General features: G+C 55.2%; 19 protein-coding genes. 5 read left to right on the forward strand and 14 right to left on the reverse strand.

Annotated elements, in window-relative coordinates:
• Positions 1 to 69: 69 nt before the first annotated feature.
• From murG to ilvI, 13 genes are all read right to left on the reverse strand, one after another.
• The gene (gene murG / locus RTY00_RS00105; protein ID WP_312663041.1) at positions 70 to 1,128 is read right to left on the reverse strand and encodes an undecaprenyldiphospho-muramoylpentapeptide beta-N-acetylglucosaminyltransferase; all 1,059 of its coding nucleotides are present in this window, start codon (positions 1,126 to 1,128) and stop codon (positions 70 to 72) included.
• Positions 1,125 to 2,339, reverse strand: a complete 1,215-nt coding sequence (ftsW, locus tag RTY00_RS00110; RefSeq protein WP_312663042.1) for a cell division protein FtsW — start codon at positions 2,337 to 2,339, stop codon at positions 1,125 to 1,127. Before ftsW ends, murG begins: the two co-directional genes overlap by 4 nt.
• Positions 2,339 to 3,655, reverse strand: coding sequence for a UDP-N-acetylmuramoyl-L-alanine--D-glutamate ligase (murD, locus tag RTY00_RS00115; protein ID WP_312663043.1), 1,317 nt, complete (start codon positions 3,653 to 3,655; stop codon positions 2,339 to 2,341). Before murD ends, ftsW begins: the two co-directional genes overlap by 1 nt.
• 2 nt (positions 3,656 to 3,657) lie before the next feature.
• Positions 3,658 to 4,740 (reverse strand): phospho-N-acetylmuramoyl-pentapeptide-transferase, encoded by a 1,083-nt coding sequence (gene mraY, locus RTY00_RS00120; RefSeq protein WP_008108613.1) that lies wholly within the window; start codon positions 4,738 to 4,740, stop codon positions 3,658 to 3,660.
• Positions 4,734 to 6,095: a UDP-N-acetylmuramoyl-tripeptide--D-alanyl-D-alanine ligase gene (gene murF / locus RTY00_RS00125; protein WP_312663044.1), complete on the reverse strand. Its 1,362-nt coding sequence runs from the start codon at positions 6,093 to 6,095 to the stop codon at positions 4,734 to 4,736. The genes mraY and murF overlap by 7 nt, the downstream gene beginning before the upstream one ends.
• Positions 6,092 to 7,579 carry a UDP-N-acetylmuramoyl-L-alanyl-D-glutamate--2,6-diaminopimelate ligase gene (gene murE, locus RTY00_RS00130; protein ID WP_312663045.1) on the reverse strand — a complete coding sequence of 496 codons (1,488 nt, stop codon included), beginning with the start codon at positions 7,577 to 7,579 and terminating at the stop codon, positions 6,092 to 6,094. Before murE ends, murF begins: the two co-directional genes overlap by 4 nt.
• Positions 7,566 to 9,332, reverse strand: a complete 1,767-nt coding sequence (locus tag RTY00_RS00135; protein WP_008108616.1) for a peptidoglycan glycosyltransferase FtsI — start codon at positions 9,330 to 9,332, stop codon at positions 7,566 to 7,568. The genes murE and RTY00_RS00135 overlap by 14 nt, the downstream gene beginning before the upstream one ends.
• Positions 9,333 to 9,348: 16 nt before the next feature.
• A complete protein-coding gene (gene ftsL / locus RTY00_RS00140; protein ID WP_008108617.1) occupies positions 9,349 to 9,669 on the reverse strand; it encodes a cell division protein FtsL in 321 nt (106 codons plus the stop codon).
• The gene (gene rsmH, locus RTY00_RS00145) at positions 9,666 to 10,607 is read right to left on the reverse strand and encodes a 16S rRNA (cytosine(1402)-N(4))-methyltransferase RsmH (protein WP_008108618.1); all 942 of its coding nucleotides are present in this window, start codon (positions 10,605 to 10,607) and stop codon (positions 9,666 to 9,668) included. Before rsmH ends, ftsL begins: the two co-directional genes overlap by 4 nt.
• A gap of 2 nt (positions 10,608 to 10,609) precedes the next feature.
• Positions 10,610 to 11,068, reverse strand: a complete 459-nt coding sequence (gene mraZ, locus RTY00_RS00150; RefSeq protein WP_007885013.1) for a division/cell wall cluster transcriptional repressor MraZ — start codon at positions 11,066 to 11,068, stop codon at positions 10,610 to 10,612.
• A 492-nt stretch (positions 11,069 to 11,560) separates the two neighbouring features.
• The gene (gene cra / locus RTY00_RS00155; protein ID WP_312663047.1) at positions 11,561 to 12,571 is read right to left on the reverse strand and encodes a catabolite repressor/activator; all 1,011 of its coding nucleotides are present in this window, start codon (positions 12,569 to 12,571) and stop codon (positions 11,561 to 11,563) included.
• 197 nt (positions 12,572 to 12,768) lie between these two features.
• Positions 12,769 to 13,260, reverse strand: a complete 492-nt coding sequence (gene ilvN, locus RTY00_RS00160) for an acetolactate synthase small subunit (RefSeq protein WP_008108620.1) — start codon at positions 13,258 to 13,260, stop codon at positions 12,769 to 12,771.
• A gap of 2 nt (positions 13,261 to 13,262) precedes the next feature.
• The gene (gene ilvI / locus RTY00_RS00165) at positions 13,263 to 14,987 is read right to left on the reverse strand and encodes an acetolactate synthase 3 large subunit (RefSeq protein ID WP_008108621.1); all 1,725 of its coding nucleotides are present in this window, start codon (positions 14,985 to 14,987) and stop codon (positions 13,263 to 13,265) included.
• 733 nt (positions 14,988 to 15,720) lie between these two features.
• Here ilvI and leuL point away from each other — a divergent pair.
• From leuL to leuD, 5 genes are all read left to right on the forward strand, one after another.
• Entirely contained in the window at positions 15,721 to 15,804 is an 84-nt protein-coding gene (gene leuL / locus RTY00_RS24675) for a leu operon leader peptide (RefSeq protein WP_099686952.1), read from the forward strand.
• A gap of 93 nt (positions 15,805 to 15,897) precedes the next feature.
• Positions 15,898 to 17,460, forward strand: a complete 1,563-nt coding sequence (gene leuA, locus RTY00_RS00170) for a 2-isopropylmalate synthase (protein ID WP_008108623.1) — start codon at positions 15,898 to 15,900, stop codon at positions 17,458 to 17,460.
• A gap of 2 nt (positions 17,461 to 17,462) precedes the next feature.
• On the forward strand, positions 17,463 to 18,554 hold the full coding sequence (gene leuB / locus RTY00_RS00175) for a 3-isopropylmalate dehydrogenase (RefSeq protein WP_312663048.1): 1,092 nt from the start codon (positions 17,463 to 17,465) through the stop codon (positions 18,552 to 18,554).
• 4 nt (positions 18,555 to 18,558) lie between these two features.
• Complete coding sequence (gene leuC, locus RTY00_RS00180) at positions 18,559 to 19,965, forward strand: 3-isopropylmalate dehydratase large subunit (protein WP_008108626.1); 1,407 nt, start codon at positions 18,559 to 18,561, stop codon at positions 19,963 to 19,965.
• Between the two features lie 3 nt (positions 19,966 to 19,968).
• The gene (gene leuD, locus RTY00_RS00185) at positions 19,969 to 20,574 is read left to right on the forward strand and encodes a 3-isopropylmalate dehydratase small subunit (RefSeq protein WP_008108627.1); all 606 of its coding nucleotides are present in this window, start codon (positions 19,969 to 19,971) and stop codon (positions 20,572 to 20,574) included.
• Between the two features lie 34 nt (positions 20,575 to 20,608).
• Here the strand turns inward: leuD and RTY00_RS00190 are convergent.
• Positions 20,609 to 21,051, reverse strand: a 443-nt coding sequence (locus RTY00_RS00190; protein ID WP_312663049.1) for an MFS transporter, incomplete at its 5' end; no start/stop codon positions are given.

Genomic DNA, 21,051 nt, shown 5'->3' on the forward strand with positions numbered 1-21,051 from the left:
CTGTTTCAATTACCTGTTTTTCCCGTTTGTACCTGCTAAAGGTACGGGCCAAATCAACTGGCCGATTAATTACTTCGCGACGCGCGCCACTTCATTTGCAACCCGCTCGGTTGCATCGGGAATCGCGACCTGACGGGCTTTTTCTGCCATCGCCAACAATGTGGTGCGATCCCAGTGACGCAGCGTGTTCGCTACCACAGCTGCGGTAAATTGCGGCTGCTCGAAAATTTTGGCTGCGCCCGCTTTTTCCAGCGGCAACGCATTCCAGTACTGCTGACGATCTTTATGCTGAAACGGCACGAAAATCGCCGGTAAACCTGCGGCGGCCACTTCGCTCACCGTCAATGCGCCCGAACGGCACACCACGACATCGGCCCAGGCGTAAGCTTCGGCCATGTCATCGATAAACTCGGTGACTTTGTGCTGCGGCTGACCCGCTGCGCGGTAGGCCTGCTGCACGGTTTCCAGTCCACCTTTGCCGGTTTGATGCCAAACCGTAATCGCTTCACCCAACTCTGCGGCCACTTGTGGCACGGTCTGGTTGAGGATGCGCGCGCCCTGGCTACCGCCAACCACCAGCACGCGAATCGGGCCGGAACGTGCGCTCAGTCGCTCTGCCGGTAACGGCAGCGCTAACACATCGGTACGCACCGGATTGCCAACCACTTCAGCATTTGGAAACGCACCGGGAAACGCCTGCATCACTTTGGTGGCGATCTTCGCCAGCCACTTGTTGGTCAGTCCGGCAATGCCGTTCTGCTCATGCAGCACAACCGGGATACCGCAGCTCCACGCGGCTAAACCACCGGGACCTGAAACATAGCCGCCCATGCCCAGCACCACATCCGGCTGCCAGCTCTTCATGATGCGACGCGCCTGGCGCCAGGCATTGAAGATGCGCACCGGCGCCAGCAACTGCGCTTTCACGCCTTTACCGCGTAAACCGCTGATGCGGATAAAATCAATTTCAATGCCGTGTTTCGGCACCAAATCCGCTTCCATTCGGTCAGCGGTTCCCAGCCAGCGCACCTGCCAGCCTTGTTCCATCAGGTGATGGGCAACGGCCAGACCGGGGAACACGTGTCCGCCAGTACCGCCTGCCATGACCATCAGCCGTTTGCCACTCATCGAGCACCTCGGGTAAACGCCTGCGCTTTCGCCAGACGCGTTTCATAATCTATGCGCAATAAAAACACGATGGCGGTCGACATGATGATCAGACTCGAACCACCGTAACTGATCAGCGGCAATGTCAAACCTTTGGTCGGCAGCATGCCCGCAGCCGCACCGACGTTAACCAGCGCCTGGAAGCTAAACCACACGCCAATTGAGCAAGCGAGGAAGCCTGAGAAGCGCTGATCGATCTCCAGAGCACGGCGACCAATCGACATCGCGCGAAAAGCGACGAAGAATACCATCAACAGCGCTAAAACCACACCGACATAACCCAACTCTTCACCGATGATGGAGAAGATAAAGTCGGTATGCGCTTCCGGCAGATATTCCAGTTTCTGCACCGAGTTGCCTAAGCCCTGTCCCCAAAACTCACCGCGCCCAAACGCCATCAAGGATTGCGTTAGCTGGTAGCCGCTGCCGAAGGGATCTTCCCACGGGTTCCAGAAGGAGGTCACGCGGCGCATACGGTAAGGTTCCGCGATGATCAGCAGCACCACGGCGAAAATGCCGGAGCCGATGATCGCCAGGAACTGCCACATTTTCGCCCCGGCGAGGAACAGCATCGCCAGCGTGGTAACAAACAGCACAACCACGGTACCGAGGTCCGGCTGCGCCAGCAGCAGCACGGCCAGCACCACCATCACGCCCATCGGCTTACAGAAGCCCCAGAAGTTGTTACGCACCTCTTCTACTTTGCGCACCAGATAACTGGCGAGATAGCAGAACAGCGTCAACTTCGAGAGCTCAGCCGGCTGAATACGCAGCGGGCCAAGGGCAATCCAGCGCGATGCACCGTTTACCGAGCTACCAACCACCAATACGATCAGCAGCATCACCACTGAAACCATCAGCATCACATTGCTGTAGCGCTGCCAGAAATCCATCGGGATGCGTAAGGTCACCAGCGCCATGCCAAATGCTAAAGCGATGTAGAACGCATCACGCTTGGCAAAGTAGAACGGATCTTCGTTCAGACGTTGACCCACCGGCATCGACGCCGACGTCACCATCACAAAACCGATCAGCGCCAGACCAAAGGTCAGCCACAGCAGCGTGCGGTCATACAGCACCATCGGCGCATCATCATTGTCGCGCGCGCCCATCACCCAATCGCGCAGGCGCACTGACAGATAATTGGCGATACCGGCTCCAGGAATGCGCATCAGCTCAACTCCTTCGCCAGTTGCGCGAAGTGATCGCCGCGCTGTTCGAAATTACGGAACTGGTCAAGGCTGGCGCAGGCCGGTGATAACAGCACCATATCGCCGGCTTTGACCTGGGCGGCAATCTGCGTCATCGCCTGCTGCATGGTTTCAGTGCGCGTGGCGATCTCCGGACGCAATGCCGCTAAGGCATCGCCATCGCGACCAAAACAGAACAGCTTCACGTTGTCGCCCTGCAGATAGCGCGCCAGAGGGCTGAAGTCAGCCGATTTGCCGTCGCCGCCCAGCAGCAGCCACAACGTGCCTTTTACCTGCAGGCCGTTCAGCGCCGCTTCGGTGCTGCCAACGTTGGTGGCTTTGGAATCGTTGATCCAGCGCACGCCATTGGCTTCATGCACCAGCTGGAAGCGGTGCGCCAGGCCGGTAAAGGTAGTTAAGGCTTTCAGGCTTGAAGCGCGCGGGATGTTCACCGCGTCGGCTAATGCCAGCGCTGCCAGCGCGTTGGTGTAATTGTGTTGACCCACCAGCGTCATCTCATCAGTGTTCAGGACTTTCTCGCCCTTCGCCCGCAGCCAGGTGCTGCCCTGCTGCTGATTAAGATGATAATCGCCAAGGTTGATGCCGAAGCTCACGCAGCGCTGATCAACACCGCGCACCGGCATGGTCATGCCATCGTCAGCATTCACAACGCAGACGCTGGCGTTTTCGTAAATGCGCAGCTTGGCGGCACGATATTGCTGCATGCCCAGCGGATAGCGATCCATATGATCCTCGGTGAGATTGAGGATCGTCGCGGCGGCCGCTTTCAAACTGTGCGTGGTTTCCAGCTGGAAGCTGGAGAGTTCGAGTACATAAAGCTGTGCTGGCGATTTCAGCAGCGTTAGCGCCGGCAAACCGATGTTACCGCCCACGCCCACCTGCCAACCAGCGGCACGCGCCATTTCGCCCACCAGCGTTGTCACGGTGCTTTTGCCGTTCGAACCGGTAATCGCCACAATCGGTGCCTGCGCTTCACGGCAGAACAGCTCGATATCGCCGATGATTTCAATCCCGGCATCAGCGGCTTCGCTCAATGCAGGATGCGCCAGCGCGATGCCTGGGCTAGCGATAATCAGATCGGACGCCAGCAGCCAATCACTATTAATACCGCCAACATAGCGCTCCACCGAGGCTGGCAGCTTGTCCAGCCCCGGCGGCGAGACACGGGTATCCATCACGCGTGGCGTTACGCCTTGCGCGAGGAAGAAATCAACACAGGAGAGGCCAGTAATGCCTAATCCAATGATGACGACTTTTCTGCCCCGATAGTCAGCCATGATTAACGTACCTTCAGCGTTGCCAGGCCAATCAGCACCAGCATCAGCGAAATAATCCAGAAGCGCACGATGACGCGCGGCTCCGGCCAGCCTTTCAATTCATAGTGATGGTGAATCGGCGCCATGCGGAAAATGCGTTGACCGCGCAGCTTGAACGATCCCACCTGCAGAATCACCGACAGCGTTTCCACCACAAACACGCCGCCCATGATTAACAACAAGAATTCCTGACGCAGCAGCACGGCGATAGTGCCGAGCGCGCCACCCAGCGCCAGTGAGCCGACATCGCCCATGAACACTTGCGCTGGATAGGTGTTGAACCACAAAAATCCGAGTCCGGCTCCGACAATCGCGGTGCAGACAATCACCAATTCACCCGCGTGCCGTAAATAAGGAATGTGCAGATATTCGGCAAACTTGACGTTACCGGTCGCCCACGCCACCAGCGCAAAGCCTGCTGCCACGAACACCGTTGGCATGATGGCTAAGCCATCAAGTCCATCCGTTAAGTTAACCGCGTTGCCGGTACCGACAATCACGAAGTAGGCCAGCACCACGTAGAACAGCCCAAGCTGCGGCATGATGTCTTTAAAGAACGGCACCACCAGCTGCGTCGCAGGCGTATCTTTACCGGCGATAAACAGTGCGAATGCAACGGCCAGCGAAATCACTGACATCCAGAAGTATTTCCAGCGCGCGATCAGGCCTTTGGTATCTTTGCGCACCACTTTGCGATAGTCATCCACAAAGCCGATGATGCCAAAACCAACCAACACCACCAGTACGCACCAGACATATGGATTAGACGGATAAGCCCACATCAGCACCGAAATGGTGATAGAGGTGAGGATCATCACGCCGCCCATGGTTGGCGTGCCGCGCTTGCTGAAGTGTGATTCCGGACCGTCGTTACGCACCACCTGGCCGATCTGCAGTTTCTGCAGCCAGGCAATCAGGCGCGGGCCCATCCACAGAGAAATGAACAAGGCGGTCAGCAGGCTGACAATGGCGCGAAACGTCAGATACGAGAAGACGTTAAAGCCGGAATAAAATGCGACCAGATGTTCGGCCAGCCAGACTAGCATGTTCCTTTCTCCTGTAAGCTCTGTACTACCTGCTCCATGGCGGCACTACGTGAACCTTTAACCAAAATAGTGATGTCCTGATGTTCGGACAGCAATGTGCGTAAACGTTCAGTCAGCGCGGTTTTAGTGGCGAAATGCTCGCCTTTGCCGCTGCTTTCGCCAATCAACTGGCTCAGAGTTCCGGTGCTCAGCACGCAATCAATGCCTGCTGCTTTGGCCGCATCGCCCACCTGGCGATGACACAGTTCGGCTTCATCGCCCAGCTCAGCCATATCGCCCACCACCATCACGCGGTAACCCGGCATATCGCCCAGCACCTGCGCGGCAGCCGTCATAGAACCGACGTTGGCGTTGTAGCTGTCATCCAGCAGCAGTTGATTGGCCGCCAGACGAATGGGAAATAGTCGACCAGGAACAGGCTGCAAGGTTTTAAGGCCAGCCTGAATCGCCGTCAGCGGCGCATCTACTGACAATGCCAGCGCTGCAGCAGCTAACGCATTTGCGATGTTATGACGGCCTGGCAGCGGCAACTCCACGGCGATATCACCGCGTGGCGTATGCAGCGTGAACAGCGTGGCATCGGCACGCAGCACGATTTCACTGGCGCGGAACTCTGCATCCGCCATCGGCTGCGGCGAGAAACGCCACAGGGTTTTATCCACAAACTGTGATTGCCAGTTGGCCAGATCGTTGCTGTCAGCGTTGACGATCGCGGTGCCGTGTACCGGCAAGCCGCCAAAAATTTCGCCTTTAGCTTTCGCCACACCGGCCAGTGAACCAAAGCCTTCCAGATGAGCGGCGGCAAGGTTATTTACCAACGCGGTTTCCGGACGCACCAGATCGCTGGTGTAAGCAATTTCGCCTTGATGATTAGCGCCTAACTCAATCACTGCGTAAGCATGTTCTTTGGTGAGACGCAGCAGCGTCATCGGCACGCCGAAGTCGTTGTTCAGGTTGCCTGCGGTGTAAAGCGTTTCGCCGCACTGACGCAGAATCGCGGCGGTCATCTCTTTGACCGAGGTTTTGCCGGATGAACCGGTCAAGGCAACCACGCGCGCTTTCGCATGTTGGCGTACCCACGCAGCGAGTTGCCCGAAAGCAATCCGCGTATCAGCAACAACCACCTGCGGTACAGAAACCTTCAGCAGCTTACTTACCAGCAGCGCCTGCGCGCCGTTAGCAATCGCATCGTTAGCGAAATCGTGCGCATCAAAACGTTCCCCCACCAGCGCCACAAACAGGCTACCGGCGGTGACTTTACGTGTATCGGTGGTGACATCGGCAATGGTTAAGTCCGCGCCGCGCAGTTGACCGCCGCTGATTTCGGCCAGTGTGTTGAGCGAAACGGGAATCATGCCATCACCCCCAACAAACGGGCGACGGTGTCGCGATCGGAGTAATCCAGACGGCGGTTGCCAATGATTTGATAATCTTCGTGGCCTTTTCCAGCCACCAATACGATGTCATCGGCGCCGGCTTGCATCACGGCGTTGGTGACCGCCTGCGCACGACCGGAAACCACGCGCGCACGGCCCGGATCGAGTAAGCCGGTGAGAATGTCATTCACAATCGCCATCGGCTCTTCGCTACGCGGATTATCGTCGGTGATCACCACGATGTCGGAGAATTGCTCAGCAATCGCGCCCATCAGCGGACGTTTGCCTTTGTCACGATCGCCACCGCAGCCAAACACGCACCACAGCTGGCCTTCACAGTGCAGACGCGCCGCTTCCAGCGCTTTTTCCAGCGCATCTGGCGTGTGAGCGTAATCGACAACCACAGTAGGTTTTTCTGGCGCAGTAAACACTTCCATGCGACCACACACCGGCTGCAGCTGCGGCGCCGTGGCGACCAGCGCATCAAGCGGATACTCCAGCGCCAGCAGCGTAGCCAACGCCAGCAACAAGTTGCTCACGTTAAAAGCGCCCATCAGGCGGCTATCAAACTCGCCGTTGCCCCAGCTGGAGCTGAACTGGATATGCGCACCGCCATCGTGATAATCCACCGCGGTGGCTTTGAGCCAGCGGCCATGACAGCCCGATTGCAGATTGTCTTCCATGGTGACCGCTACCGCATCTGGCAATTTCGCCAGCCAGCGACGGCCCACATCATCATCAGCGTTGATGATGGCTTCAGCGACCTGATGCTCAGAGAACAGTAACCATTTAGCCGATTCATAGCTCTGCATATCACCATGATAATCAAGGTGATCGCGGCTCAGGTTAGTAAATACCGCAGCCGCAAACGGCAGGGCTGCAACGCGATGCTGCACCAAGCCGTGTGAGGAGACTTCCATCGCCGTCAGGGTTGCGCCCTGCCCGACTAAATCATTCAGCACATGCTGCACGTCCACCGCAGATCCGGTGGTGTTTTCGGTGGCCACCAGTTGACCGTAAAGGCCATTGCCGACCGTGCCCATCACGGCGCCGGTTTCACCCAGCAAGTTGGCCCACTGCGCCATCAGTTGCGTGGTGGTGGTTTTACCGTTGGTGCCGGTGACACCAATCAATTTCAGTTTGCTTGCGGGCTGCTGATAAAAGCGTCCGGCCAGTGCAGAGAGACGCTGCTGCAACTGCGCCAGGTAGATAACCGGGACGCCATGCATCTCGCGGATATCTCCATCGCTGGCTTCGCCTTCAGCTTCGGCAATCACTGCCGCTACGCCTTGTGCAATAGCCTGCGGAATAAAACGACGTCCATCAGCATGATGGCCCGCCACGGCGATAAACAGATCGCCAGAAGCCGCAGCGCGGCTATCTAGTGTCATGTCACGGAGTGGACGCGCCGGCGCACCCGGCACCCACGGGGCCAGTAAGTCGCGCAGGTTACGATCTGTCACTTGATTCCTCACTTCTATTCTTCACCAACTCGTTCTTATCAACTGTCGGCAGCGCATCAGGTTCGATATTCATGGTACGCAACACGCCGCCCATGATGGCGCCAAACACCGGTGCTGAAACCGCACCACCATAATATTTACCGGCCTGGGGATCGTTGATCACCACCACCAGCGCAAAACGAGGACGGCTGGCAGGCGCAACGCCTGCGGTATAAGCAATGTATTTGTTAACGTAACGTCCATCCGGTCCAACCTTCTTGGCAGTACCGGTTTTGATGGCAATGCGATAGCCCTTGATGGCGGCTTTAACCCCACCGCCGCCAGGCAACGCAACGCTTTCCATCATGTGCATCACCGTTTTCACCAGGTCTTCCTGGAAAACGCGTTCACCCGCTACCGGCGGGTCAACTTTGGTGATCGACAGCGGGCGATTGATGCCGTAGCTGCCAATGGTTGCGTAGACTCGCGCTAACTGTAACGGCGTTACCATTAGCCCGTAGCCGAAAGAGAAGGTGGCCCTCTCTATGTCAGACCACCGTTGTTTTTGAGGGTATAAGCCACTACTTTCCCCGACCAGCCCCAAATTGGTCGGTTTACCCAGCCCAAAGCGCGCGTAAGTGTCTACGAGTGCTGAGGAGGGCATCGCTAACGCCAAACGTGAAACCCCGACGTTACTCGACTTCTGTAAAACCCCGGTAAGGGTCAATTCGTTGTAGCGCGCCACGTCTTTGATCTCATGACCATTTACGCGGTACGGCACGGTATTCAATACGCTGTTCTCTTTCACCACACCGCGCTGTAAAGCCGTCATCACCACCATCGGTTTCACGGTGGAACCTGGTTCGAAGATGTCGGTAATGGCGCGGTTACGCATCACGTCTTTCGGCGTGTTGCTGAGATTATTCGGGTTGTAAGCGGGGCTGTTCGCCATCGCCAGCACTTCGCCGGTGTTCACATCCACCAGCACGGCGGTGCCTGATTCGGCTTTGTTGAACGCCACAGCGTTATTCAGTTCGCGGTACACCAGCGCCTGCAGACGTTCATCAATGCTCAGCGTGAGATTGTGAGCGGCGCGGCTGTCTACCGAGGAGATATCTTCAATGACGCGGCCGTTGCGGTCTTTACGCACGGTACGTTCGCCCGGTGCGCCAGTCAGCCATTTGTCGAAGCTCTTTTCGATGCCTTCGATGCCCTGACCATCAATGTTGGTGAAACCAATCAGGTGTGCGGTAACCTGGCCCGCCGGATAGTAGCGGCGCGACTCTTCACGCAGATAGATGCCCGGCAGCTTAAGCTTTTTCACATACTCGCCAATCGCCGGATTCACCTGGCGCGCCAGATAGACAAAGCGCCCTTTCGGGTTGGCGTTGATGCGTGCAGCGAGTTGATCAAGCGGAATCGATAACGCATCTGATAGCGCTTTCCAGCGGCTATCCAGTGAGACGCCGCCGTGTTCAGTCAGCTCTTTCGGATCCGCCCAAATCGCATTCACCGGCACGCTCACCGCCAATGGACGACCGGCACGATCGCTGATCATGCCGCGCGCGGTTGGCACCGATTGCACGCGCAGCGAACGCAAATCGCCCTCTTTCACCAGCTTGTCAGGGTTGATCACCTGCAGCCATGCTACGCGCGACAGCAGTCCGCCCAGCGCCAGTAAAATGCACCCGCACAGTAACGCAAAGCGCCAGCTTACAAAGCTGGCCTTATCTTCTTGTTTTTTTAACTTCAGCGTTTTGCCTGCGCCACTCATTGAGTTCTGCGATTCCTTATTTCTGCACCACAATATTTTCCTGCGAAGGATCAACATGCTGCATTTGCAGTTTATCGGTTGCTATACGCTCTACGCGGCTGTGATCGCCAAGTGCGTTCTCTTCAAGAATCAGGTTGCGCCATTCGATATCGAGCGCATCACGCTCCAGCACCAGCTGTTCACGCTGCGCCGTTAACAGGCGCGTCTTGTGCGTAGTGGTCACGACGATCACCGAGGACACCAGCACTGCGATGAGCAGCAACAGCGGGATCTTGCCAAATCGCAGCAAGTCCCCACCAATAACACCGGGTAAGCTGTGGCGCTCGTTGCCAATCATGACGCCGTTCGCTCCGCGATACGCAACACCGAACTGCGCGCACGTGGGTTTTCGTTCACTTCAGCTTCACCAGGAATCAGCTTGCCCAGTGTTTTCAGTTCACGTCCGCCTAAAGCTTTGAGCTGCGACTCGGTCATCGGAATGCCTGCTGGCACCTGCGGACCGCGGCTCTGATCGCGCATAAAACGCTTCACTAAGCGATCTTCCAGAGAGTGGAAGCTGATGATCGACAACCTGCCGCCGGGTGCGAGAACCGACAATGCACCTTTCAGCGCAGTATCAATCTCTTCCAGCTCGCTGTTGATCCAGATACGAATCGCCTGGAAAGTACGCGTTGCCGGATGCTTAAATTTGTCTTTGACGGGCATCGCGGCGGCAATCACCGTTGCCAGCTCTTTGGTGCGCGTCATCGGCTGTTCACGGTTGCGCTCAACGATGGCGCGTGCAATACGTTTACCGAAACGCTCTTCACCGTAGGTTTTGATCACGAAAGCGATATCTGCCTCTTCCGCGCTCATCAGCCATTCAGCGGCTGATTGCCCGCGCGTTGGGTCCATACGCATATCCAGCGGCCCATCACGCATAAAGGAGAAGCCGCGTTCGGCATCATCCAGCTGCGGTGAAGAGACGCCCAGATCGAGCAAAACGCCATCGATCTTGCCGGTCAGTCCGCGCTCTTCGACGTATTCCGCTAATGCCGAAAACGGCCCGTGGACGATCGAAAAACGCGGATCGTTTATCTCAGCGGCTGCGGCTATCGCTTGCGGATCGCGATCAATCGCTATCAGTTGCCCTTTCTCGCCAAGCTGAGAAAGAATTAAGCGCGAGTGACCGCCGCGACCAAAAGTGCCATCGATATAAATGCCGTCTTCCCTGATATTGAGGCCGTTTACCGCCTCATCCAGCAGCACTGTGGTGTGTTTGAAATTTTCCTGCATAGCTATAGCGACAAGTCCTGCAACCGCTCAGATAAAGGCTCCTGAGCCGACTGTTCTGTGTCAATATCATCCTTAACTTGTTGATACCAGGTCTGTTCATCCCACAGCTCAAACTTGTTGAACTGTCCAACCAGCATCACTTCTTTGGTCAGGCCGGCGTGTTGGCGTAACGTGTTCGCCAATAACAAACGACCCGCATTATCCATCTGGCATTCACTGGCATGTCCTAACAGCAGTCGCTGCACGCGACGCTCGGCTGGATTCATGCTGGATAAGCGAGACAGCTTTTTCTCAATGATTTCCCATTCGGGCAGGGTATAAAGCAGCAGGCATGGCTGGTGGAGGTCAATGGTGCATACCATTTGCCCCTGAGACTCTGCGACAAGCAATTCACGATAGCGCGTTGGTACTGCTAATCGTCCTTTGCTGTCGAGATTGACTAACGTTGCTCCACGGAACATGCCAGCCTTACCCCTCAATCACCCGTTTTCACCACTTTATCCCACTTTTTACCACGAAACGAGTTTACGGAGCCGATGAAATCCTTGTCAAGCCGCAACGGCAAGTGAATATCACTATTTACATCGGGTGAAATTAATCAGAGAGGGAATTAATCGGCATGGATTCGCAAAATAAAATATTAACCTGATGAATAATTGAATAAAAATTTTCGCACATTGAAAACTGGCGAAAAATAAAGCGCTTTTACACGGAATTATATTTGCCCTGCAATCTGCGACGACGGCGGCATTTTAGGGGATTTCTGAAAGGAAGCCCAGCATCATCGCGCCAGCTCTGCTACGCCTCGCTGCAGGAGATGTAAACAATTAAGAAAAGTCAGCAAGGTTAAATTGTTAGCTGGAGTGGCGATTATTTACGCTTATTTACGCCGGAGAGTTCGCAAGAAATATCTGCAGGTTAAATTAACGCTGGGCAGCGAACTGCCCAGCATTTCATTTAGCGCGGCGGCTTAATTGTCCGCGGCGGAATAAATTACGACGAATGCGGGTTAAACCCGGTTTCGGTTTACGCGGTTCATCCAGCGAGGCCAAAACCAGTTCCAGCACGCGCTCAGCCACGTCGCGATGACGCTGCCCCACCGCCAGCACCGGGCACTCAAGGAAATCCAGCAATTCGTGGTCGCCAAAGGTGGCAATCGCCAGATCGGTTGGCAAGCGGCCATCACGCTTCAAGGTAACGTCCATTACGCCCTGCAGCAGCCCAAACGACGTGGTGAACAGCGCTTCTGGCATCGGATGATCTTCGAGGTACTTCTCAAACAGCGTGGCAGCGGCGGCACGATCGAAGCTGTTGCAATAGATGTAATCAATGGGCCGATCGTCGTCTTTCCACGCATCGCGGAAGCCGAGTTCACGCAGGAAACTCACCGACAATTCCGGCAGCGCCCCAAGGAACAGCACGTTTTTCACCGGAAGCTGACGCAATTCAGCCGCCAGCGCCTGCGCATCATCCTGATCGGCACCCACCACGCTGGTAAAGTGTTCACGATCCAGCGCGCGGTCCAGCGCGATAATCGGTAAAGGATCGTTGATCCAACGCTGATAGAACGGATGCTCTGGCGGCAGAGAAGTTGAAACGATGATGGCATCAACCTGACGCTGTAACAGATGCTCGATGCAGCGCATTTCGTTGTCCGGCTGATCTTCCGAGCAGGCAATCAGCAGCTGATAGCCGCGCTGACGCGCCTGACGTTCCAGATAGTTGGCAATGCGTGTGTAACTGGTGTTTTCCAAATCAGGAATCACCAAACCAATTGAACGCGTGCGTCCAGCACGCAGCCCAGCCGCGACGGCATTCGGGTGATAGTTGTGTTCACGCACCACCACCATCACTTTCTCGACGGTTTTTTCGCTGACACGATACTGCCGCGCTTTGCCATTGATTACATAGCTGGCCGTGGTGCGCGACACGCCTGCCAGGCGCGCAATTTCATCCAGTTTCACGGTGACACCTTAATTCTGATAAGCCAGCGCTGGCGAAAATATCCGCAGAGTAGCTATGGGTAAAACATTTGTAACATCTAACCGCAGAACACTACGCCGAGCAACCGCTTTTCTCTCGCATCCTGGATAAGCGCATAAAATAAAAAAACCCGGCATTTCGCCGGGTTAGAATCAGATGAAATCGTTACTTAAGGTGATTAACGCATTACGCGATCGCCACGCGACACACCCACGATTCCTGAACGTGCCACTTCAACAATTTCTGCTACGTCACGCACGGTGTTAAGAAACGCGTCGAGTTTATCACTGGTACCTGCCAGCTGAACCGTGTAAAGCGTTGGCGTGACATCGATAATCTGACCACGGAAAATTTCCGCGCTGCGCTTCACTTCTTCACGGCCGTAACCGCTGGCCTGGATTTTCACCAGCATGATCTCACGCTCAACGTAAGCGCCCTGCCCCAGCTCGCTGACACGTAACACGTCCACCAGCTTGTGCAACTGCTTCTCGATCTGCTCCAGCACTTTCTCATCGCCGACCGTTTGAATCGTCATCCGTGACAAGGTCGGATCATCGGTTGGCGCGACAGTAAGGCTTTCGATGTTGTAACCACGTTGAGAGAACAGTCCCACTACGCGGGACAATGCGCCGGATTCGTTTTCCAGCAGAACCGATAAAATACGACGCATAATTAAGTCCTCTCCGTTTTGCTCAACCACATCTCGTCCATCGAACCACCACGAATTTGCATCGGGTAAACGTGCTCGCTGCCGTCAATATTCACATCCACAAACACCAGACGGCCTTTCGCCAGCGTATCCAGTGCCAGCTGCAACTTCTCTTCCAGCTCTGCTGGATGCGCAATGGAGATACCCACATGACCATAAGCTTCGGCAAGACGCACGAAGTCAGGCAGCGATTGCATGTAAGACTGCGAGTGGCGGCCGGAATAAATCATATCCTGCCACTGCTTAACCATGCCGAGGAAGCCGTTGTTGAGGTTCAATACCAGCACCGGTAAATCGTACTGCAGCGCGGTCGAAAGCTCCTGAATGTTCATCTGGATGCTGCCATCGCCGGTCACGCAGATAACCGTTTCATCCGGCAGCGCCATCTTCACGCCCAGCGCCGCAGGCAAGCCGAAGCCCATGGTGCCTAAACCGCCAGAGTTGATCCAGCGACGCGGCTTATCGAACTGGTAGTAAAGCGCGGCAAACATCTGATGCTGACCGACGTCAGAGGTGACGTAAGCTTCGCCTTTGGTCAAACGACAGATTGTTTCGATGACAGCCTGCGGCTTGATTTTGTCGCTGGTGCGATCGAATTCCAGACACTTACGGCCACGCCAGCCTTCAATGGTTTGCCACCAGTCGCGCAAGCTATCGAGTTCCTGCTTCGCATCGCTTTGCGCCAGCAGCTCTAACATCTGCGCCAGCGTCTGCTTCGCATCGCCAACAATCGGAATGTCCGCGCTGACGGTTTTGGAGATCGACGTCGGATCGACATCGATATGCATAATGGTGGCGTTCGGGCAGTACTTCGCCAGATTGTTGGTGGTGCGGTCGTCGAAGCGCACGCCAATACCGAAAATCAGATCGGCATTGTGCATGGTCATGTTGGCTTCGTAAGTGCCGTGCATACCCAGCATTCCGATGCACTGACGATGGGTGCCAGGGAACACGCCCAAGCCCATCAGCGACGTCGTCACCGGAATATTCAGTTGCTCTGCCAGCTGCAGCAGTTCGGCTTCGCAGCCCGACATAATCGCCCCGCCGCCGGCGTAAATCACCGGCTTGTGTGCTGCCAGTAACGTTTGCAGCGCGCGCTTGATCTGTCCTTTATGGCCCTGAATGGTCGGATTATATGAGCGCATGCTCACGGTTTCCGGCCAGACGTACGGCAGCTTGTTGGCTGGGTTCAGGATATCTTTTGGCAGATCGATAACCACCGGTCCCGGACGACCGCTGGCAGCCAGCCAGAAGGCCTTTTTAAGCACGGTAGGAATCTCTTCGGCGTTTTTCACCAGGAAGCTGTGTTTCACCACCGGGCGGGAGATGCCGACCATGTCGCACTCCTGGAACGCATCGTAACCAATCAGTGACGAAGGCACCTGACCCGACAGAATCACCATCGGGATTGAATCCATGTAGGCGGTTGCAATACCGGTAATCGCGTTGGTAGCACCCGGACCGGAAGTCACCAGCACCACGCCCACTTCACCGGTCGCACGCGCAAGGCCATCGGCCATATGCACCGCGCCTTGTTCATGACGGACCAATACGTGGTCAATACCACCGACCGTTTGCAGCGCATCGTAAATATCGAGCACCGCTCCGCCCGGATAACCGAATACCTGCTTTACGCCCTGATCGATTAACGAACGGACGACCATTTCGGCTCCTGACAACATCTCCATTTTCTGCCTCCAGGCTTGAGGGACTGAATCCACTGACGTTCGCGTTTCCCGCACGCCACTGATATCCGGCCCCCGATCGCCAATTAAGATCAAAACCTTATGTTTATGCTCAGAAGGCGGCGTTCTTTCCGCCTTCCAGGTACAGGGAATCTACTTGAGTTAATTATTTGAGAGTAGGTCGATTACCATAACCGCAGACAACCCGGCCTGCAAACGCCAGGACGCCACGTCGCGCCCAATCCGGCAATAAAGGCACTGAAGCGTGATTATTGCCTGCGAGGATTAAACTAATGCTTCGTCATAACCACAGAGGAAAATGCTGGTTTAGAGATTATTTGCAGCGTGTTCTAAGAAATATGATTTTCATATTGCCTGACCACTCAGTCCACAATCTTTTGTGATAATTACTTTCTGGCGTGATTATCTATAAAACGGCCTGATCACATCATATTCTTCTTAACAACAAGCCTAATCTTGTTTTACCAGAAATGCGCGTTGTTGGCATAAGACATTAATTATCAATCATTTAAAATAAATTCTATTTTCTAAACGATTTTTTAAGTGGATGGAATCACTTGTCCTGTTACTAATTAATGCCATTGCTCTGCGCAGCTGAAAAATCACAGCACATCGCCCTTCTTACGTCACAGAAATACCCTTGCACTTAAGGTTGACTTCACACCTCAATTCCAGTACCAATATGTGCATACAAAAAATTTACGAGGTTTGAATCATGTTTCATTCTTTCCGCCTACTCGGTCTACTACTAAACGCATCCAGTTTGCGCGGTAGACTCGTGGGCGGAATCAATAACTGATTCGAACCTGCTGAAGTTTAAGAAACCCGCGCCAATGCGCGGGTTTTTTTATGCTCGTAGCACCGGCAACGTTAATGCATAAGGAAGATTACGATGAGCCAGCAAGTTATTATTTTCGATACCACTCTGCGTGATGGCGAACAGGCTTTACAGGCTAGCCTGAGTGTTAAAGAAAAACTGCAAATCGCTCTGGCGTTGGAACGTATGGGCGTGGATGTGATGGAAGTGGGCTTCCCCGTTTCCTCTCCAGGCGATTTTGAATCCGTACAAACCATCGCTCGTACCATTAAAAACAGCCGCGTCTGCGGACTGGCACGCTGCGTTGAAAAGGACATTGACGCCGCATACGAATCATTGCGTGTAGCTGAAGCGTTCCGTATTCACACCTTCATCGCTACCTCGCCGATGCACATCGCGACCAAATTGCGCAGCACGCTGCCGGAAGTGATTGAACGCGCGGTGCACATGATTAAACGCGCCCGCAACTACACCGACGACGTTGAGTTCTCCTGTGAAGATGGCGGTCGTACGCCAATCGACGATTTGTGCCGCATGGTTGAAGCCGCGATTAATGCCGGTGCAACCACCATCAACATCCCGGACACCGTCGGCTACACCTTGCCAGGCGAATACGCCAACATCATTGGTCAGTTGGTAGCACGCGTTCCCAACATCGATAAAGCCATCTTGTCTGTTCATACCCATGACGATTTGGGTATGGCGACCGGCAACGCCATCGCCGCAGTATTGGCCGGTGCGCGTCAGGTTGAAGGTACGTTGAACGGTTTAGGCGAGCGCGCCGGTAACTGTGCGCTGGAAGAAGTGATCATGGCGATCAAAACCCGCCAGCAGATCATGAACGTCCACACCAACATTAATCATCAGGAAATCTACCGCACCAGCCAAACCGTTAGCCAAATCTGCAACATGCCGATTCCAGCCAACAAAGCGGTGGTCGGTTCCAACGCCTTCGCCCACTCTTCCGGTATTCACCAGGATGGCGTGCTGAAGAACCGCGAAAACTACGAAATCCTGACGCCGGAATCTATCGGCCTGCACAAAATCCAGCTGAACCTGACTTCCCGTTCTGGCCGCGCTGCGGTGAAACATCGCATGGAAGAGATGGGCTACAAAGAGTCGGATTACAACCTCGACACCTTGTACGACGCCTTCCTGAAGCTGGCCGACAAGAAAGGTCAGGTCTTCGATTACGACCTGGAAGCATTAGCCTTCATCAATAAGCAGAACGAAGAGCCAGAATATTTCCAGTTGAACGAATTCAACGTGCAGACCGGTTCCAGCGTGACCGCGACGGCCTCCGTGCAGTTGGGCTGCGGTGAAGAGACCAAAGCGGACGCCGCAACCGGTAACGGTCCGGTTGATGCGGTTTATCAGGCCATCAACCGCATCACCGGCTTTGAAGCCGAACTGATTAACTACAAGTTGACGGCAAAAGGCCACGGCGAGAACGCGCTGGGTCAGGTCGATATCGTGGTCAACTACAACGGTCGTAAATTCCACGGCGTTGGCCTGGCGACCGATATCGTCGAATCATCGGCGAAAGCGATGGTGAACGCGTTGAACAATATTTGGCGTGCTAAGCAGGTGGAAAAAGAACTGCAGCGTAAATTTAAAGATCAGAAGGAAACGGTGTAACTATGTCTAAGTCTTCTCATATCGCGGTATTGCCAGGCGACGGAATTGGTCCGGAAGTGATGGCGCAGGCCATGAAGGTTCTTGATGCAATTCGTACGCGTTTCGACATGCGTATTACCACTAGCGAATATGATGTTGGCGGTATCGCCATCGATCGTCATGGTGAACCGCTGCCACCGGCTACCGTTGCCGGCGCAGAGCAGGCAGATGCGATTCTATTTGGCTCGGTAGGTGGCCCGAAATGGGAACATCTGCCGCCTGCGCAGCAACCTGAACGTGGCGCGCTGTTGCCGCTGCGTAAGCATTTCAAGCTGTTTAGCAATCTGCGCCCTGCTGCGCTGTATAAAGGTCTGGAAGCGTTCTGCCCGCTGCGCAGCGATATCGCTGAGCGCGGTTTCGACATCCTGTGCGTGCGTGAACTGACCGGCGGCATCTACTTCGGTCAGCCGAAAGGCCGTGAAGGCAGCGGCCCACATGAGCGCGCGTTCGATACTGAGGTTTATCACCGTTTCGAAATCGAGCGCATCGCGCGTATCGCCTTTGAATCAGCGCGTAAGCGCCGCAACATCGTCACCTCAATCGATAAAGCCAACGTGTTGCAGACTTCCGTGATGTGGCGCGAGATTGTCAACGAAGTGGCAAAAGATTATCCGGATGTGCAGTTGAGCCACATGTACATCGATAACGCCACCATGCAGCTGATTAAAGATCCATCACAGTTTGACGTGCTGCTGTGTTCTAACCTGTTTGGCGACATCCTGTCAGACGAATGCGCGATGATTACCGGTTCGATGGGCTTGCTGCCATCTGCCAGCCTGAACGAAGAAGGTTTTGGCCTGTTTGAGCCAGCGGGCGGTTCCGCACCGGATATCGCCGGTCAGAACATTGCCAACCCGATTGCGCAGATTCTGTCGCTGTCACTGCTGCTGCGTTACAGCCTGAATGCGGATGAAGCAGCCGCAAGCATTGAACGCGCTGTCAGCCGCGCGTTGGAAGCGGGTTATCGTACCCGTGATTTGGCCGGTGACGGCAAGGCCGTGAGCACAGATGAGATGGGCAACATCATTGCCGGTTTCATCGCCGAGGAAAAATAATAAAATGAAAAGCTTATACCAGAAGTTATTTGATGCACATGTCGTCCACGAAACGCCTAACGAAACCCCGTTACTCTATATTGATCGCCATCTGATCCATGAAGTGACGTCACCGCAGGCCTTTGATGGCCTGCGCGCCCACGGCCGCAAAGTGCGCCAGCCGTCGAAAACCTTCGCCACCATGGATCACAACGTTTCGACGCAGACCAAAGATATCAATGCGTCTGGCGAGATGGCGCGTATTCAGATGCAAGAGCTGATCAAGAACTGTGCTGAGTTCGGCATTCAGCTGTATGACCTGAATCACCCGTTCCAGGGCATCGTGCACGTGATTGGGCCAGAGCAAGGCATGACGTTGCCGGGCATGACGATTGTGTGCGGCGATTCCCACACCGCCACCCACGGCGCGTTCGGTTCACTGGCATTCGGTATCGGTACTTCCGAAGTTGAGCATGTGTTTGCCACGCAAACCCTTAAGCAGGGCCGCGCGAAAACCATGAAGATTGAAGTGCTGGGCGAAGCTGCGCCGGGCATCACTGCCAAAGACATCGTGTTGGCCATTATCGGTAAAACCGGCAGCGCTGGCGGTACCGGGCATGTTGTCGAATTCTGTGGCCCAGCGATCGAAGCGCTGAGCATGGAAGGCCGCATGACGCTGTGTAACATGGCGATTGAAATGGGTGCTAAAGCGGGGTTGGTTGCGCCGGATGACACCACTTTCGCTTACCTCAAAGACAAGCAGTTCGCGCCGAAGGGCGAGCAGTGGGAACAAGCGGTCGCTTACTGGCGCACGCTGAAGTCCGACAGCGATGCCAAATTCGACAGCATCGTCACGCTGCACGCGGAAGATATCGCTCCGCAAGTGACCTGGGGCACCAATCCAGGCCAGGTAATGGCGGTAGATCAAGCGATCCCGAATCCACAATCCTTTGCCGATCCGGTTGAGCGCGCTTCTGCAGAGAAAGCGCTGGCGTACATGGATCTGCAGCCAGGCATCAAACTGACTGACGTGGCGATCGATAAAGTGTTTATCGGTTCCTGCACCAACTCACGTATTGAAGATCTGCGTGCCGCTGCCGCAATTGCCAAAGGTCGCAAAGTAGCGCCGGGCGTAGTAGCGATGGTGGTACCAGGTTCCGGTCCGGTGAAAGCACAAGCCGAAGCTGAAGGTCTGGACAAAATCTTCCTCGAAGCCGGGTTTGAATGGCGCTTACCGGGTTGCTCGATGTGTCTGGCAATGAACAATGACCGCCTCAATCCGGGCGAACGTTGCGCATCAACCAGCAACCGTAACTTTGAAGGCCGTCAGGGCCGCGGTGGACGTACGCATCTGGTGAGCCCGGCGATGGCCGCTGCGGCTGCCGTAACCGGTCGTTTTGCCGACATTCGTGAATTGACTCAGGGAGCGTAAACCATGGCGAACAAATTTACTCAACACAGCGGAATTGTGGCGCCATTGGATGCGGCCAACGTCGATACTGATGCCATCATTCCAAAGCAATTCCTGCAGAAAGTGACGCGCACCGGTTTTGGCGCGCACCTGTTCCACGACTGGCGTTTTGAAGATGATGCGGGCACCGTGCCAACTGCCAGCTTTGTGCTGAACAAACCCGAGTTCAAAGGCACCAGCATTTTGCTGGCGCGTGAGAACTTTGGCTGCGGCTCATCGCGTGAGCACGCGCCGTGGGCGCTGACCGATTTCGGTTTCCATGTGGTGATCGCGCCAAGCTTCGCCGACATCTTCTATGGCAACAGCTTCAACAACCAGCTGCTGCCAGTGAAGTTGAGCGATGAAGAAGTGGATGAGATGTTCAAACTGGTTGCCGCGCAGCCGGGCGTTAGCTTCACCGTGGATCTGGAAGCGCAAACTGTCACTGCAGGCGATAAAACGTATAGCTTTGAAATCGACAGCTTCCGCCGTCACTGCATGATCAACGGCCTCGACAGCATTGGCCTGACGCTGCAACACGAAGCGTCAATTTCCAGCTACGAAACCAATCAGCCCGCGTTCTTACGCTAAGGCAACAAAGGGCGACGTGATGTCGCCCTTCTCCTTATACATCCCGCACGCGCGACGCCAATCCCAACGCCAGCACCGCCAGCCCCAATGCCAGCCAGTAAACCGACTCATGACCAAAGCGCTCGCTCATGGTGCCCTGAATGATGCCGGCGATAATCATGCCGGTGGAAATCGAGGTGGTGAACAGCGTCGTCGCCGCACCCGCGCGCCCCGGCATTAAATCCTGGAACCACAACATGCCAATTCCGGCGATGATGCCGATAAAGGCAGCGTTAAACAGCTGCAGCACCATCAATGCAGTGCGCGACTGGAACATCACTAATCCGAGATAAAAGACAATCGCCGCCACCAGCGCCAGCAGCATCAGTTTGCGTTTGCCGGTGCGACGCGCGTAATGCCCGGCCAATAGCATGATTGGAATTTCCAGCCCGGCGGCGGTGCCCATCAGCAATCCCGCCAGCTTCTCTGGCAGGCCAA

It is taken from the genome of Pantoea sp. CTOTU49201 (assembly GCF_032054795.1).
Classification (GTDB): Bacteria; Pseudomonadota; Gammaproteobacteria; order Enterobacterales; family Enterobacteriaceae; genus Pantoea; species Pantoea symbiotica.

Excerpts from the sequence above, each read along its gene's own strand:
- murG (WP_312663041.1), bottom strand. The coding sequence starts at position 1,128 with ATGAGTGGCAAACGGCTGATGGTCATGGCAGGCGGTACTGGCGGACAC.
- leuB (WP_312663048.1), top strand. The coding sequence starts at position 17,463 with ATGTCTAAGTCTTCTCATATCGCGGTATTGCCAGGCGACGGAATTGGT.
- leuC (WP_008108626.1), top strand. The coding sequence starts at position 18,559 with ATGAAAAGCTTATACCAGAAGTTATTTGATGCACATGTCGTCCACGAA.
- ftsL (WP_008108617.1), bottom strand. The coding sequence starts at position 9,669 with ATGATTGGCAACGAGCGCCACAGCTTACCCGGTGTTATTGGTGGGGAC.
- murF (WP_312663044.1), bottom strand. The coding sequence starts at position 6,095 with ATGATTCCCGTTTCGCTCAACACACTGGCCGAAATCAGCGGCGGTCAA.
- leuD (WP_008108627.1), top strand. The coding sequence starts at position 19,969 with ATGGCGAACAAATTTACTCAACACAGCGGAATTGTGGCGCCATTGGAT.
- ilvN (WP_008108620.1), bottom strand. The coding sequence starts at position 13,260 with ATGCGTCGTATTTTATCGGTTCTGCTGGAAAACGAATCCGGCGCATTG.
- mraY (WP_008108613.1), bottom strand. The coding sequence starts at position 4,740 with ATGCTAGTCTGGCTGGCCGAACATCTGGTCGCATTTTATTCCGGCTTT.
- ftsW (WP_312663042.1), bottom strand. The coding sequence starts at position 2,339 with ATGCGCATTCCTGGAGCCGGTATCGCCAATTATCTGTCAGTGCGCCTG.
- ilvI (WP_008108621.1), bottom strand. The coding sequence starts at position 14,987 with ATGGAGATGTTGTCAGGAGCCGAAATGGTCGTCCGTTCGTTAATCGAT.
- murD (WP_312663043.1), bottom strand. The coding sequence starts at position 3,655 with ATGGCTGACTATCGGGGCAGAAAAGTCGTCATCATTGGATTAGGCATT.
- leuL (WP_099686952.1), top strand. The coding sequence starts at position 15,721 with ATGTTTCATTCTTTCCGCCTACTCGGTCTACTACTAAACGCATCCAGT.
- leuA (WP_008108623.1), top strand. The coding sequence starts at position 15,898 with ATGAGCCAGCAAGTTATTATTTTCGATACCACTCTGCGTGATGGCGAA.
- rsmH (WP_008108618.1), bottom strand. The coding sequence starts at position 10,607 with ATGCAGGAAAATTTCAAACACACCACAGTGCTGCTGGATGAGGCGGTA.
- RTY00_RS00135 (WP_008108616.1), bottom strand. The coding sequence starts at position 9,332 with ATGAGTGGCGCAGGCAAAACGCTGAAGTTAAAAAAACAAGAAGATAAG.
- mraZ (WP_007885013.1), bottom strand. The coding sequence starts at position 11,068 with ATGTTCCGTGGAGCAACGTTAGTCAATCTCGACAGCAAAGGACGATTA.